This window comes from Aquimarina rhabdastrellae (assembly GCA_947387485.1).
Lineage (GTDB): Bacteria > Bacteroidota > Bacteroidia > Flavobacteriales > Flavobacteriaceae > Aquimarina.
In genome coordinates, this window is record CANDNT010000001.1 from 516845 (window position 1) to 532132 (window position 15288).

Below are 15288 nucleotides of genomic sequence, written 5' to 3' on the forward strand. Positions count from 1 at the left end.
TATATTTTTATCTATAATCTTTTTCTAAAACTACAAGAGAGCTAAAATAGACTTTTATTACTTATCTTAAAAAAAACTCTCTGTAATTTGTTATTTTATTATAGTATTATCTATTCGACATTCACAAATTTATGGGCATACTTATACCACTTATCATTTAAAATTGAACCGTCAGTTTTAAGAAATCCCCAGTCTTTATAAGGAGAGTTTATTCTGGTCAATTTTGAACTAAAACCATTATTTGCATTAACATGAAAACCTAAATCGGCACGTGATACTACATAAATAGCTTTTGTTATTTCTTTTCCTTCAAGATTAACAAATCCCCATAATTCATTATTACTGTTTCTATAGGGTAATAATCCTTCATTACTTACATAAGCAATATCAAAATATTTATGATCTATAATAAGATTTCCTTTAACATCTATTAATCCCCATCCTCTTTTATATACTCCAGCATAACCATTTAACGAGGCTCTACCTTTTTTATATTGAGGTGTGATTACCCACTCACCTTTATTATTAATAAAACCTACTTTGCCTTTAACTACTGCTGGAGCAATTCCATTTATTTCTCTAAAATCCCATAACTTACTTACATCTTTTAGATACATAAACTCATTCTTTGCATTAACTAAGCCAAAATCTCCATCTTGAGTAATTACTCTAGCTACTCCATTGTAAAAGTTTCCTACTTCTTTGTATTTAACTTCAACTATAATAGTACCTTTATTATCAATAACACCCCATTTATCATCAAAAGTTTTTACTCTCGCATAACCATTCTTGAAACTTCTTATAATTCCATATTTAGGTTCTACTACAAACTTTCCATTTTTATCAATTACTCCTACACCTTTTTCTGTTCTCATCAAAGCAACACCATCTTTAGAAAATGGATATCGTTTTACACCTTCTGGCATAGTAAGTTTTTCTCCTTTTATATTGATATAAAACCAATCCTTTTTGATATGTACAAATCCTATACCGCTTTTAAAAGCTTTACCTCCATCAAACTGAGGTTTAATAATCCATTTACCAGATTTGTCAATATACCCCCATTTTTTATTCTCTTTGGATAAGACTAAAGCTAGCCCTTCAGAAAAACTTTTTGCATCTTTAAATTGAGGTTCAATTTCATACGTTCCTTGAGTATTGATATAGCCAAAAAGCTTTTTCTCTTTTACAGCTGCCAATTCCTGGGCTTGTATTAGCGTATTGACCCCTATTAAAATAATACTTAATAGAATAGTCTTTATTTTCATGATTGACGAGATTATAGAATGAAGCTTATTAATAAGCCTCATTCTCTTTTAAATAGTCTTTTACTTTCTGTACAAAAGGGTAAGTAATATAATCTTCTGTAAATGGAGGTACAATTGCCTTAATATCTTTTAATAATCTTTGAGTTCGTGAAGAAAGTTTATCTCCAAAATCAAGATATTCTAAAGCTTGTACTATTGTCATCAATTCTATAGCCAAAACTTCAAAAGTATTCTCTATTACAGTTTTGGTAATATTTGCAGCATTAGTTCCCATACTTACGATATCTTGATTATCGTTATTATTAGGTATACTATGCACATACATAGGATTTGACAATGTTTGATTCTCTGCTGTTGTAGAAACTGCTGTAAATTGTACACCTTGCATTCCAAAATTGAATCCTAACTTTCCTAGGTTTACAAATGGAGGCAAGATATCATTAATTTTAGCATTTAATAAGTAGTTCAATTGACGTTCTGCCAGCATTGACATTTTTGTAACTACTAACTTTAATTTATCCATTTCTAAAGAAACATAATCTCCATGGAAATTTCCTCCATGATAAACATGTTTAGTCGAAACATCTATTATAGGATTGTCGTTTGCAGAGTTTAATTCTTCTATCAATATTCTTCCTACATGATTTATAGTATCATGTACTGGTCCTAGAATTTGAGGTACACATCTTAAAGAATAGTACTCTTGTACTTTTTCTTTAAAATAAGTATCGTTTTGATTACCTGAATATAAATGTTCATTACGATCTCTAGTTAACTCACTATCTTCTAGGTGAGCTCTCATTCTTTTGGCAACTTGTTGTTGTCCTATATGTAGCTTACTATGATTTAATTCTATTGATAAGTGATCATCATAAGCTTGTACTATCTCGTTTATTACTGAAGAACAACAGATTGACCAGTCTAACAATTTTTGAGCATTGATAACATTAACAATACCTATACCTGTCATTGCAGAAGTACCATTAATTAAAGCTAAACCTTCTCTAATCTTTATTTCAATAGGTTTAATATCTAGTTCTTCAAAAACTTCTTTGGTAGCTCTTCTCTCTCCTTTATAAAATACTTCTCCTTCTCCTATTAATACTAATGCTAAGTGTGCCAACTGAACCAAATCACCACTAGCTCCTACACCACCGTGTTCAAATATTAACGGAATTACATCATGATTAATAAGCTCTTTTAATGCGTTTACTACTGTAGTATTAACTCCTGATTTCCCTAAAGAAAGGGTATTCATTCTCGCTAGCATTAATGCTTTTACATAAGCTGGCTCTATAGGTTTACCTGTACCCGAAGAATGACTTCTTATCAAGTTAAACTGTAAGGCTATTTGATCTTCTTCGTCAATTTTATACTGAGCCATAGGACCAAAACCTGTATTTACTCCATAAATGACTTTATTTTTTGAGAATTCTTCTAAAAATTTATAGCTCTCTTCTACTCTATCTATAATTGACTGATCAATGGTAAGCTTTTCATTATTAAATATAACACGAACAAAATCGTTTATCTCCAGCTTATTTTTTACTGTTAGCATTTTTAATTTAAGTAGTTTTTCTTCAATATTTCTTAAAATATTAAACTTTAGTGATTATTTTTACGGACAAATGTAACGTATTTACCTTATCTTTTAAAATTATGAAAAAAGAAATTGTTGATATACTTGTTATCGGAGCGGGTCCATCTGGTAGTGTAAGCTCTGCATACTTAAATAAAAACGGTATCAACGTTAAGGTTGTAGAAAAATCAAAATTTCCTAGATATCAAATAGGAGAAAGTTTAATTCCTAGATGTATGGATAACTTTGAAGAAGCGGGGCTATTAGAAGCTTTAAAACTTCAAGATTATCAAGTAAAAAGTGGTGCTCGATTCATTAGAGGTGAAAAAGACAAAGGTGTTTTTGACTTTGGTAAAAAACATGGTGAAGGATGGGATTGGACATGGCAAGTACCTAGAGATCATTTTGATAATGTCTTGATTACTGAAGCTCAAAAGCAAGGTGTTCAAGTTGATTTTGAAACTGAAGTTATCGATATACAATTTAACGGTACAGATTCTATTACTACTGTAAAAAACGCTCAAGGAGAATTAAAAGAAATCGAAGCTAAATTTGTTATTGATTCTAGTGGTTATGGCCGTGTAGTAGCTAGTAAACTTGGATTAGAAGCTCCTTCTCAATTAGCAGAACATGGTTCTATATTCACTCAAATTAAAGATGTACGAAGACCTGAAGGTAGTGAAGGTACTTTAATTACTTTTGAAGTACTAGCTCCAGAAGTTTGGTTTTGGTACATTCCTTTCTCAAACGGAAATACAAGTGTAGGTTTTGTAGGTCCTATGGAATGGATTAATTCTTTTGAAGGTTCTACTACAGCAATCTTTGAAGAAATGCTAAAAAAAGCTACACATTATTACGATCAATTTAAAGATTTACCTTTATTATTTGAACCTTATAAAGTTGAAAACATTGCTAAAAATGTAACTAAATTATATGGTGATGGTTTCGTTCTTACTGGAAACAGTGCTGAGTTCTTAGATCCTATCTTTTCTTCTGGTGTTTCTTTTGCCACAGAATCTGGAATCTTAGCTGCAAAATTAGCTTTAAAACAAGCGCAAGGTGAAGATGTAGATTGGCAAGTTGATTTTGTTGATTATATTAAGAAAGGTGTTGATGTTTTTACTTCTTATGTAAAAGAATGGTATAATGGCAACTTACAAGAAATAATCTTTCACGATAAAGAAAACGTAGAAATCAAAAAACAAATTTGTGCTGTTCTTGCAGGTTACGTTTGGGATAACACCAATCCTTTTGTTAAAAAACATAATCGCCTTATTCGTAACGTAGCACAATTAGTTGCCATGGAAAAAACGATGGACCCTGCTGATTCTTAAAAGAATACTATAATTTATATATAACAAAAAAAAGCTTAATCTAGTGGATTAAGCTTTTTTTCAATATATCTATTTCTTTTATTTTTTAACGGATACTTTCACTAAAAAATCTTTACCTTCACCATCATATCCTTCTATTACCATCTCTGAATCGGATAATCTAACAATATCACTAGTTCTTATTTTTTCTATTTGAGTTCCTTTAAATTTACGTGTATTAAAAATGGATTCTTTTTCTACGTTTCCTGTTTTATCATCTATAATATACGCAGTTAAATAACCTCCCGATCTATCCAAATGCAAATGAGGAACTTGCCCATCTATTAAGTTCATATTTTTAACATTATCTAAAAACAATAAATAATGTTTATCTTGATACGATAGATAAGAAAATGACATTCCTCCTTCTCCTCTATTGGCTCCAGATTGTCTTTTAGGTAATCGTTTCATCCAAATCACACCATTATCTTTATTAATTTTAGCAGCAAAAATATCTTTATAAAAAAAATGCACTGAACCATTTACTGAACTATTTGTAGAATAAACTTCTTCACCTAAAATAACTAAATCTCCATCAGCATCTATAACTATTTTGCTTAATCCAAGATTCAAAAAACCTAATGTATTTTTTCTATTGTACTTTTTTCTATTTTTACTATCTATCCAAGTTTTATTCTTATCAAAAACGTCAGAAGAAAGTTTGAAACTTTTAAAATCTTCAATACCATTTTCATTTAATTTAACAATTCCTATTGCTGTAGTACCTATCGCTTCATCTTCTATTACCTTGTTCTTATCTTTTAATGATCCTAAAACATAGATATTAGAAGCTTCATCTTCATAAAAATTCAAGTTAGCTATATATTCTTCTTTACTATCTATTTCATAAATTTTCACTTCTTCACTTCCTTCTTTTAGAATCAATATTTTATGATAAAAAGAGATTTCTTTTTTATGTTCTCCATTATTTCTAATTGATACTATTGCGTAGAAATTATTATTTGCATCAATCATAATATCTTGTTCAAACTGATCCCTATATGAAAAAGGCATTACTACATCTTGTTCTCTTAAAACGGTTAATTCTTTATCAAAAACATGTATTCTTTTTAAATTTCTTTTATCTTTCTTATCTTTATTTTTTATTCCGTAGAAAATTAAAAATTTTGATTCATCCTCAGTAATTTCATAAGCATATCTATCTCTTCTTATTTTTCCTTCATTTTTTATAATCACTTTTGATTCTTCTATACTCAAAGTTTCTAAAGAGATCATCTGAATCTCTAAACTTTCAATTTTATTCTTTTTATCCCATTTATTATAAAATAAAACTATTTTATCGCCCAACTGCTTAATTCTATCAATTCGTTTATCAAAAAATTTTTTCTCAATGACGCTTTCTTCAATTTTCAATGTTTCTGAATTATATTTATTCAATATTAAATCATCATCTTTTCTATTGAAAACAACAATTTTACCCTCATATTCAAAAACATTTTTAAAATTCCTTGCTGTTTTATCATATCCTTCTCCAACTTGAATTTCAAAACTTTTTGAAAATTCTACTTCTTTCTCTTGCGCAATTATTGATATTGAACATACCAATAGTACAGTCATTAATAATTTATGTAATGATTGATTCATATTATATGGTTTAATTAATTATTTTAATAGTTAAGTTTTCTCCTTCTGTATCAAACCGTATTGATGTTTTAGTTCTTTAATTACAGATTAAGAATTGTTTTTATAGTTTTTATACTATATATATTTAAAATTGAAATACTATATAGTAGCTATATTCCTTAATATAGTTTCAGAAGAGATTTTCAGGTAAGTGTTTGATCTTAATGTTTTTTTTTATGATGATTTTTTAAAGTGTCAAAGATATCATTTTCTACTTTATACCACTAGCTATTATATTAAATGATCTCGATTCATTAATTTAAAATACTATGCAAGCATAATATTTTAAAAGATTATTGTAAATTTAGCCTATACAAAACAGAAAAATCATGAGTTATACAGATAAAATGCTTCGTGATGGAGCTCTTGAAGGAAAAAATATTGTTGTTACCGGTGGTGGTAGTGGTCTAGGAAAATCTATGACACGATATTTTTTGGAACTAGGCGCAAAAGTTGCCATTACTTCTCGTAATCTAGAAAAACTTGAAAAAACTGCTAAAGAACTTGAAGAAGAAACAGGAGGAACATGTATTCCGTTACAATGCGATGTAAGACATTATGACCAAGTTGAAGCCATGAGAGACAAAGCTCTTGAAGCTTTAGGTAAAATTGATGTATTATTAAATAATGCTGCAGGAAACTTTATCTCTCCTACAGAACGTTTATCTGCAAATGCTTTTGACACTATTATAGATATTGTATTAAAAGGAACTAAGAATTGTACCTTAGCTTTTGGAAAACATTGGATCGATACTAAGCAAACAAATACTAGTGTATTAAACATTGTTACTACTTATGCATGGACAGGTTCTGCATATGTAGTACCTAGTGCTACTGCAAAAGCAGGTGTTTTGGCAATGACTCGTTCTCTTGCTGTAGAATGGGCAAAATACGGAATGCGTTTTAACGCTATAGCTCCTGGTCCATTCCCTACAAAAGGTGCATGGGATCGTTTATTACCTGGAGAATTAAAAGAAAAATTCGATTTAGCAAAAAAAGTACCTTTAAAACGTGTAGGAGATCATCAAGAATTAGCAAATATGGCAGCTTACTTAGTATCAGATTTCTCGGCTTATGTTAATGGTGAAGTTATCACTATAGATGGTGGGGAATGGTTAAAAGGTGCTGGTCAATTTAATCTTCTAGATCAAATTCCTGAAGAAATGTGGGATATGCTAGAAATGATGATTCGAGCGAAAAAAGGAAAATAATTATTCAAATATGAATAAGTTTTTTTAATAAAAATACACTGTTAACCCGCTAAAAGAGACTATAAAAACAACTATAGTCTCTTTTTTATAACAAACTGTTAATACTTTTCATTTTTATAATGTATAATTAATTGTATTTTTACCTCTTAAATCCAAATCTTCCTCTATGGGTAAAATTATAGCAATCGCCAATCAAAAAGGTGGTGTTGGAAAAACAACCACTTCAGTTAATTTAGCAGCATCTCTAGGAGTACTAGAGAAAAAAGTTCTAATTATCGATGCCGACCCCCAGGCAAACGCAACATCTGGATTAGGGATTGACGTAGAAAGTGTAGAAAAAGGTACTTACCAAATATTGGAGCATACCGTTAAGCCTTCAGAGGCTATTTTGGAAACAACATCTCCTAATGTAGATATTATACCTGCACATATAGACTTGGTTGCCATTGAAATCGAATTGGTAGATAAAGAAAATAGAGAGTATATGTTAAAAACAGCTCTAGAAGAAGTTATCGATACGTATGATTATATACTTATTGACTGTGCTCCTTCTTTAGGGTTATTAACACTTAATGCTTTAACCGCAGCAAATTCTGTTGCCATTCCTATTCAATGTGAGTATTTTGCATTAGAAGGTTTAGGTAAACTTTTAAATACTATCAAAGGTGTTCAAAAAGTGCATAATAAAGAATTAGATATTGAAGGTTTATTACTTACAATGTATGATTCTCGTTTACGCCTTTCTAACCAAGTTGTTGAAGAAGTACAAAAGCACTTTAACGAGATGGTATTTAAAACGATTATTCAACGTAATATTCGTTTGAGTGAAGCACCTAGTTATGGAGAAAGTATTATTAATTATGATGCTGCTAGTAAAGGTGCTAGTAATTACTTAAGTTTGGCACAAGAAATTATAACAAAAAATAGTTAGTACGAAATAATCATATGGCGAAAGCAGTTAAAAAGCAAGCACTAGGAAGAGGATTATCTGCATTATTAAAGGATCCGGAAAATGATATTAAATCTGCCGATGATAAAAATGCAGATAAAGTTGTAGGGAATATTATCGAATTAGAACTTGATAGTATTGAAGTTAACCCCTTTCAGCCTCGTACCAGCTTTAATGAAGAAGCGTTACAGCAATTAGCAACTTCTATCAAAGAATTAGGAGTTATACAACCTATTACTGTACGTAAATTAGATTTTAATAAATATCAATTAGTAAGTGGAGAGCGCCGTTATAGAGCTTCAAAATTACTTGGACTTAAAACAGTTCCTGCTTATATAAGAATAGCAAACGATAATGAGTCATTAACTATGGCTCTTGTCGAGAATATTCAACGTCAAGATTTAGATCCTATTGAGGTTGCTTTATCTTATCAACGTTTAATTGACGAAATTCAACTTACACAAGAACAATTAAGTGATCGTGTAGGTAAAAAACGTTCTACTATTGCCAATTACCTTCGTTTATTAAAACTTGATCCTATTATCCAGACTGGAATGCGAGATGGTTTTATTTCTATGGGGCACGGTAGAGCTCTTATCAATATTGATGATACTCAAGTACAACTTGAAATATATGAAAAGGTATTGAGTAATGGTTTATCAGTAAGAGATACAGAAAACCTTGTTAGAGCGTTAAATAGTGACGAAAAAATAAAAACACCTATTGGTAAAAAATCTGGTACTCCAGAATATATAAAAGATGGATTAAAGGATTTTGCAGAATACTTTGGTGCAAAAATTGATGTAAAGGTTTCTAGTCGAGGAAGCGGAAAATTAATTATTCCTTTTGCTTCTGAAGAAGACTTTAAACGTTTAAAGAAATTAATTAGTAGTGAAAATTAAATCGTATTACATCCTATTTATCGCTGTATTTTTTTCGATCACACTTTCTGCACAAGAAAATGAGGATTTAAAAATTACTACCGAAGATGTTGCTGTAAAAAGCAATAAAAAAATAAGACCTTATAACCCTTTAGCTCCATCCAAAGCAGCTTTTTATTCTGCTGTATTGCCTGGGCTTGGTCAAGCATACAATAAACAGTATTGGAAAATACCTCTTGTTTATGGTGCTCTGGGTGCTGGTGCTTATTTCTATATCGAAAACACTAATAATTATAACGAAATAAGAGATATTTATAAACGTCGTCTTGCTGGTTTTAGAGACGATCGTTTTATTGCTTCAGATGGAACCGAATTGGTTACCGAAGAAGGATTAATATCTTTACAAAGGCGTTATAAAAGAGATCAAGAACTATCTGTATTAGTTACAGTTGGTCTTTATGTACTTAATATTGTTGATGCAAACGTTGCTGCACATTTACAACAATACAATATTAGTAAAGATTTATCTCTAAAACCGCAAATCCAATTTGATCAGTTTGATTACAAACCTAATTATGGATTAACGCTTAACTTTAACTTTTAATCTTATTACCTCTTAGACTTTAAAAAATGAAAATTGCATTATTAGGCTACGGAAAAATGGGTAAAACCATAGAAAAAATTGCTCTTGAACGAGGGCATTCAATCGTACTTAAAATTGATAGAGATCAAAAAGACTATGATGTTTCTGAAGCTGATGTTGCAATTGATTTTAGTATTCCTTCTGCTGCTGTAGCTAATTTAACACGTTGTTTTAATGCTGGAGTTCCTGTTATATCAGGTACTACAGGTTGGTTAGATCACTACGATGAGATGGTTGCATTGTGTAAAGAAAAAGATGGAAGTTTTATTTATGCTTCTAATTTTAGTCTAGGTGTCAATTTATTTTTTGAACTTAATAAAAAATTGGCTGCCATGATGAATCCATTAGATAACTATGATGTTGCTATGGAGGAAATACATCATACACAAAAATTAGATGCTCCTAGTGGTACTGCTATTACCTTGGCCGAAGGAATTATTGAAAACAGTAATCACGACGCATGGGCTTTGGATAACGATACAGCAAATGCTATTCCTATCGTAGCCAAACGTATTGAAAATGTACCTGGAACACATACTGTAACTTATGCCTCAGAAGTTGATCGTATCGATATAACTCATACAGCTCATAACCGTAATGGTTTTGCATTAGGAGCTGTTGTAGCTGCAGAATGGATTCAAGATAAAAAAGGAGTTTTCTCTATGAAGGATGTATTAGGCCTGTAACATATTTTAATTGTAACGGTTTATAGAAATAAGATACTTATTATAAAAAATATATCGAATGACACTTACAGAATGGTTAATATTTTTCCTTGTAATACAAGTAATTCATTGCTTAGGAACTTGGAAATTATATGTAAAAGCAGGTAGAAAAGCTTGGGAAGCTGCAGTTCCTGTATATAATGCTGTTATCCTTACAAAAATCATTAATCGACCATGGTGGTGGACAATTTTATTGTTTATTCCAGTTATTAATGTAATTATGTTTCCTGTTTTTTGGGTAGAAACTATTAGAAGTTTTGGAAAGAACTCTACAACAGATACTTTCTTAGTTATACTTACTCTAGGGTTTTATATTTATTATATCAATTATACACAAGATGTTACTTATATTCAAGATCGTGATTTAAAACCTAAAACTAGTACTGGAGAATGGGTTAGTTCTATTGTTTTTGCAGTAGTTGCAGCAACAATTGTGCATACTTATTTTATGCAACCTTACACCATTCCTACTCCATCTCTTGAACGTACTTTATTAGTAGGAGATTATCTTTTTGTAAGTAAATTTCATTATGGAGCTCGTACTCCTATGACAGCAGTATCATTTCCTATGGTACATGATACTATACCTGTAATAAAAACTAAATCTTATTTAAGTCGTCCTCAATATCCATATTTTAGATTACCTGGGTTTCAGGATATCAAAAGAAATGATATTGTAGTATTTAGTTGGCCTACAGATACTGTATCTAAGTTTTATGTACAAACTGATAAGAATTATTATAAACCTATCGATAAAAAATCAAACTATGTAAAGCGTTGTGTTGGATTACCTGGAGATACGTTATCAGTTGTTGACGGTTATGTACATATTAATGGAAAGAAAAACGATCTACCAGATCGTGCTAAACTTCAATTCTCATATGATGTAGTTTCAAAAGGTCAAGGTTTTAATCCTAGATTCTTAAAAGAGCGTTACAAAATCAGTGAAAAGATTTATAGAACTGGAGAAAATACTTATGTATTCCTTTCCATCTCTGATGAAGCTTTAGAAAAGTTCAAGAAACATCCTAATGTAGCCAAAATCACACGTCGTATTGCTGCTAAAGGGGTTACAGATGGTTCTTTCCCTCAGCATAAAAATTACGACTGGAATGTAGATAATTTTGGTCCTTTATACATACCTAAAGCAGGAACTTCTACACCTATTACCATAGAAAATATTCCTTTATACAAACGATTAATTGAAGTTTATGAAGGTTCTGAAATAGGAATTGCTAATAAAATTACAACAAACGGTAATCAAGTTTTATTAAATGGTGAACCTATCACTAGTTATACTTTCAAACAAGATTACTATTGGATGATGGGAGATAATAGACATGATTCTCTTGATGCTAGAGCTTTTGGTTTTACTCCATTTAATCATGTTGTAGGTAAACCTGTATTTATCTGGATGAGTCTTGATCCTAGTGCAAGCGGATTTAATAAAATTCGTTGGGAACGTTTATTTACTACAGTTAGTGGTAGTGGTGAACCTAAATCTTATCTATATTTTTTCTTGGCAGCTTTAGCCATTTGGATTGGATACAGTCAATATCGTAAACGTAAAAAAGCAGCTTAATACTGCTTTTTTTCACTATAAATTTAAGTACTTTGAAATCTATTGTATTACACCCTACTTATTTTGGTTCTATAGCTCAATATGTAGCTATGACTAATGCAGATGAAATCATTTTTGAGAATGAAGATAATTACCAAAAACAAACCTATAGAAATCGTATGTATGTTTATGGTGCTAATGGTAAATTATTACTTAATATTCCTATTAGACATAAAGGGAAAGGTTCTCGTCAAAAATATAAAGATGTTCGTATAGAGAATGATTTTCAATGGCAAAAGCTCCATTGGAAATCGTTAGAAACAGCTTATCGTACGTCTCCTTTTTTTGAGTATTATGAAGATGAATTAAGACCTCTTTTTGAAAAGAAGAAGGAATTTTTATTAGATTTTAATTACGAGTGTATGCAGGTTATTCTTGATTGCTTACAACTTGAAGTATCGTATACCAAAACACAAGAATATGCTATTGAAATAGCATCACCACATACTGATTTAAGACCTATTGTTAATGCCAAACATCTTACGTTTGAATTAGAAAAATATACTCAGGTGTTTGATACTAAACACGGTTTTTTAACTGATCTGTGTATACTAGACCTCTTATTTAATGAAGGGACTAATGCTCTTCCTTATCTAGAAAAGCAATCGATAACATTATAATGAAAAAGCGAATCTTAATTGATTCGCTTTTTTATTTATTGCTTCCATGACAAACACGTAATACTACTTGTTTATATTCTCTAAATATCATCTACTTTTATGATTATTTCAAAATTACGGAAGCATGACTTACAAATCAATTTGGAATACTTCATATTCAAATTCTTCTCAACTCACAAAACCCACCAATATAGTTCAGTTACTTAGTGAACAAGACATTACTACAATTAAATCTTTACTTAAAGATGTCATTCTTTCATTCATCAAAAGCAAAGAACATCACTTAGGTTTAAAAATTTTTATAGATAAAACTTTACGAAATGACGCTATTTCAAGAATTATCGACTCACCTCCTTCTAAGGATTGTTCTCTAGAAGATTGGTCTCAACAATTATTTAAAGATGAAAAATTTGGCATGGTATTAAATGCTTTAGAAACTTACGATAATTCTTTTTCGGAAAAAGCTGCTAACATTGTACAACCACTATTACAAAAAGCAGGTTTACCTTTAGGAGGACTATCCTTTCTATGTTTTATCGGTAATTATGGTTTTACTCCTTTTGGTATACATAAAGAAGCTTCTGGTGAAGAAGGTTTTTTATTTCATCTAGGACCTGAAGTTAAACAATTTTATACATGGGATGATCCCAATTATAATAAGATTAAACATAATACTCAAGTTTTTCATGATGTAGAAGGTATGCTTCCTACTGCAACCTGTTATGAATTGGCACCAGGAGATGCTATGTTTATTCCTCATCAAGTTTTTCATATAGCTAATTCTTCTGAATTCTCTATTAGCTTTGTTATGGATTATGTGAAGCCTTCAAAAGATAAATTAGATAATCTACTTGCTCAAAAAGTAGTTGAAATGTCATTAAAAACCTCTTCTTCTTATGTAGAGACAATACCCTTAGAAGCATCATCATCTTCGTGGAGTTCGTATATTGACTCAAATCAATTTCAACATAAAATAAATCTTGCTTTACAACATCACATTTATTCTTTAAAAAGTAATGCTGGTCTTATTAACCCTTCTGTTCTTAATACCAAAATAAGCTTTCCTTCTCCTCCTTTTACAATTAAAGGGAAATCTACATTTCCTATATTCTATATGCAAAGTACTATTAACATTATTACTTTATTTATGAGAGGACATAGCTTTAATTATAAAAATGTTCCACAGTTGATTAAGTTAATTTCAAAATTAAATACTGGAGAACAAATTCCTTATGAAGAATTACTTAGTAGTTTATCAAATACCTATGAATTATCAGAGATTTTTGGTTTAATAGATGATCTTTTACGAACAGAAACAATTACAGTAATTTAATAATAAGAAAAGCCATCTAATATAGATGGCTTTTGATTTTAATGCTATACGCTATGTCTAGCTTAATAATTTCTCTAATTCTTTATAACTCATTTCTTCTTGAGTTCCTTCTGTCATATTCTTTACTGTAAACGAGTTTTTCTCTATTTCTGAAGTTCCTGCCAAAATAACAAATGGAATATTACGCTTATTAGCGTGCCCCATTTGTTTCTTCATTTTTGCCGAACTAGGATACAATTCAGCAGTTATACCATTAGTACGTAATGCTCTTACCGCTTTCATACAATACATAGCTTCTTCATCTCCAAAATTGATAAACAAAGCTTTTGTATTAGGGGCTACTGTTTCTGGAAATAATTCTAGTTCTTCTATAACTAGATAAATTCTATCTAAACCAAACGAAATTCCAATTCCGCTCATATTCTTTAATCCAAAAACTCCAGTAAGATCATCATAACGTCCTCCTCCACCTATAGACCCCATTTTCACTCCTTCTGGTGCTCCTACTTCAAAAATAGCTCCAGTATAGTAATTAAGTCCACGAGCCAGCGTTACATCAAGATCTAAAGTAGCAGTTTGTAATGGCATTTCTGAAACTGCATTTAAAATAAATTGCAATTCTTCTACGCCTTTTAGTCCTTCTTCAGAACTAGCTAACAATGTTTTTAACTGTTCAATCTTTGTTGAAGCATCTCCATCAAAATTAAATAACGGCTGCACTTTAGCTATAGCTTCTTCAGAGATTCCTTTATTAAGCATTTCTTTCTTTACTCCATCCTCTCCTATTTTATCCAACTTGTCTAGCGCTACTGTAAAATCGATAAGCTTATCACTAGCCCCAATAACTTCTGCTATACCTGATAAGATTTTACGATTGTTCATTTTTATGGTTACACCTTCTAATTTTAGTTGTGTAAAAACTGCATCATATAACTGAACAAATTCTACTTCTTGCCATAAAGAATTACTTCCTACTACATCTGCATCACATTGATAAAACTCTCTAAAACGTCCTTTTTGAGGTCTATCTGCTCTCCATACAGGTTGAATTTGATATCTTTTAAATGGAAACTCTAATTCGTTTTGATGTTGCACTACATATCTAGCAAATGGTACGGTTAGATCATACTTTAGTGCTTTCTCTGATAATGAATTAGAAAATTTTGCCAAGTTTCCTTCTGCCAAAGCTGATAAATCTGCTTTTTTAACTTTATCTCCACTATTTAGGATTTTGAAAATCAATCGGTCTCCTTCTTCTCCATATTTTCCTAATAAAGTATCGCTATTTTCAAAACTTGGTGTCTCTATAGGATGAAAACCAAACAATTGAAATTGTTCTTTAATGGTATTCATAATATACGAGCGCTTTGCCACCTCTACTGGTGAAAAATCTCGTGTTCCTTGAGGGATTTTCGGTTTCTGTGCCATATCTTTAATTAAG

Annotated in this window: 13 protein-coding genes; 9 read left to right on the top strand and 4 right to left on the bottom strand. The window is 30.6% G+C overall.

Annotation, left to right across the window (positions count from 1 at the left end; translation table 11 throughout):
• Positions 1 to 110: 110 nt before the first annotated feature.
• Both ACYEKI_RS02335 and ACYEKI_RS02340 read right to left on the bottom strand, forming a co-directional pair.
• The gene (locus tag ACYEKI_RS02335; protein ID WP_459209544.1) at positions 111 to 1268 is read right to left on the bottom strand and encodes a WG repeat-containing protein; all 1158 of its coding nucleotides are present in this window, start codon (positions 1266 to 1268) and stop codon (positions 111 to 113) included.
• A gap of 28 nt (positions 1269 to 1296) precedes the next feature.
• Positions 1297 to 2826 (bottom strand): HAL/PAL/TAL family ammonia-lyase, encoded by a 1530-nt coding sequence (locus ACYEKI_RS02340; RefSeq protein WP_459209545.1) that lies wholly within the window; start codon positions 2824 to 2826, stop codon positions 1297 to 1299.
• A gap of 101 nt (positions 2827 to 2927) precedes the next feature.
• On the opposite strand from ACYEKI_RS02340, the gene ACYEKI_RS02345 reads away from it, so the two are divergent.
• Entirely contained in the window at positions 2928 to 4181 is a 1254-nt protein-coding gene (locus ACYEKI_RS02345; protein WP_459209546.1) for an NAD(P)/FAD-dependent oxidoreductase, read from the top strand.
• A gap of 78 nt (positions 4182 to 4259) precedes the next feature.
• On the opposite strand, the gene ACYEKI_RS02350 is transcribed toward ACYEKI_RS02345, so the two are convergent.
• The gene (locus tag ACYEKI_RS02350; protein ID WP_459209547.1) at positions 4260 to 5825 is read right to left on the bottom strand and encodes a hypothetical protein; all 1566 of its coding nucleotides are present in this window, start codon (positions 5823 to 5825) and stop codon (positions 4260 to 4262) included.
• Between the two features lie 368 nt (positions 5826 to 6193).
• Here ACYEKI_RS02350 and ACYEKI_RS02355 point away from each other — a divergent pair, with 368 nt between their 5' ends.
• The 8 genes from ACYEKI_RS02355 (at position 6194) to ACYEKI_RS02390 (ending at position 13847) form a co-directional block, all read left to right on the top strand.
• On the top strand, positions 6194 to 7075 hold the full coding sequence (locus ACYEKI_RS02355) for an SDR family oxidoreductase (protein WP_459209548.1): 882 nt from the start codon (positions 6194 to 6196) through the stop codon (positions 7073 to 7075).
• Between the two features lie 166 nt (positions 7076 to 7241).
• Positions 7242 to 8006: a ParA family protein gene (locus ACYEKI_RS02360; protein WP_459209549.1), complete on the top strand. Its 765-nt coding sequence runs from the start codon at positions 7242 to 7244 to the stop codon at positions 8004 to 8006.
• A gap of 14 nt (positions 8007 to 8020) precedes the next feature.
• Entirely contained in the window at positions 8021 to 8926 is a 906-nt protein-coding gene (locus ACYEKI_RS02365; RefSeq protein WP_459209550.1) for a ParB/RepB/Spo0J family partition protein, read from the top strand.
• Positions 8916 to 9509: a DUF5683 domain-containing protein gene (locus ACYEKI_RS02370; protein WP_459209551.1), complete on the top strand. Its 594-nt coding sequence runs from the start codon at positions 8916 to 8918 to the stop codon at positions 9507 to 9509. The genes ACYEKI_RS02365 and ACYEKI_RS02370 overlap by 11 nt, the downstream gene beginning before the upstream one ends.
• Before the next feature lie 26 nt (positions 9510 to 9535).
• Entirely contained in the window at positions 9536 to 10234 is a 699-nt protein-coding gene (gene dapB, locus ACYEKI_RS02375) for a 4-hydroxy-tetrahydrodipicolinate reductase (protein ID WP_459209552.1), read from the top strand.
• Between the two features lie 58 nt (positions 10235 to 10292).
• Positions 10293 to 11855, top strand: a complete 1563-nt coding sequence (lepB, locus tag ACYEKI_RS02380; protein WP_459209553.1) for a signal peptidase I — start codon at positions 10293 to 10295, stop codon at positions 11853 to 11855.
• A 32-nt stretch (positions 11856 to 11887) separates the two neighbouring features.
• A complete protein-coding gene (locus ACYEKI_RS02385; protein ID WP_459209554.1) occupies positions 11888 to 12514 on the top strand; it encodes a WbqC family protein in 627 nt (208 codons plus the stop codon).
• A 124-nt stretch (positions 12515 to 12638) separates the two neighbouring features.
• Positions 12639 to 13847: an RNA methylase gene (locus tag ACYEKI_RS02390; protein WP_459209555.1), complete on the top strand. Its 1209-nt coding sequence runs from the start codon at positions 12639 to 12641 to the stop codon at positions 13845 to 13847.
• A gap of 57 nt (positions 13848 to 13904) precedes the next feature.
• On the opposite strand, the gene hisS is transcribed toward ACYEKI_RS02390, so the two are convergent.
• The gene (gene hisS / locus ACYEKI_RS02395; RefSeq protein WP_459209556.1) at positions 13905 to 15275 is read right to left on the bottom strand and encodes a histidine--tRNA ligase; all 1371 of its coding nucleotides are present in this window, start codon (positions 15273 to 15275) and stop codon (positions 13905 to 13907) included.
• Positions 15276 to 15288 lie beyond the last annotated feature (13 nt).

Bases quoted from the DNA above. Each gene is read 5' to 3' on its own strand.
- ACYEKI_RS02335 (WP_459209544.1), bottom strand. From the start codon at position 1,268: ATGAAAATAAAGACTATTCTATTAAGTATTATTTTAATAGGGGTCAAT.
- ACYEKI_RS02345 (WP_459209546.1), top strand. From the start codon at position 2,928: ATGAAAAAAGAAATTGTTGATATACTTGTTATCGGAGCGGGTCCATCT.
- ACYEKI_RS02390 (WP_459209555.1), top strand. From the start codon at position 12,639: ATGACTTACAAATCAATTTGGAATACTTCATATTCAAATTCTTCTCAA.
- ACYEKI_RS02350 (WP_459209547.1), bottom strand. From the start codon at position 5,825: ATGAATCAATCATTACATAAATTATTAATGACTGTACTATTGGTATGT.
- ACYEKI_RS02355 (WP_459209548.1), top strand. From the start codon at position 6,194: ATGAGTTATACAGATAAAATGCTTCGTGATGGAGCTCTTGAAGGAAAA.
- ACYEKI_RS02360 (WP_459209549.1), top strand. From the start codon at position 7,242: ATGGGTAAAATTATAGCAATCGCCAATCAAAAAGGTGGTGTTGGAAAA.
- dapB (WP_459209552.1), top strand. From the start codon at position 9,536: ATGAAAATTGCATTATTAGGCTACGGAAAAATGGGTAAAACCATAGAA.
- ACYEKI_RS02340 (WP_459209545.1), bottom strand. From the start codon at position 2,826: ATGCTAACAGTAAAAAATAAGCTGGAGATAAACGATTTTGTTCGTGTT.
- ACYEKI_RS02365 (WP_459209550.1), top strand. From the start codon at position 8,021: ATGGCGAAAGCAGTTAAAAAGCAAGCACTAGGAAGAGGATTATCTGCA.
- hisS (WP_459209556.1), bottom strand. From the start codon at position 15,275: ATGGCACAGAAACCGAAAATCCCTCAAGGAACACGAGATTTTTCACCA.
- lepB (WP_459209553.1), top strand. From the start codon at position 10,293: ATGACACTTACAGAATGGTTAATATTTTTCCTTGTAATACAAGTAATT.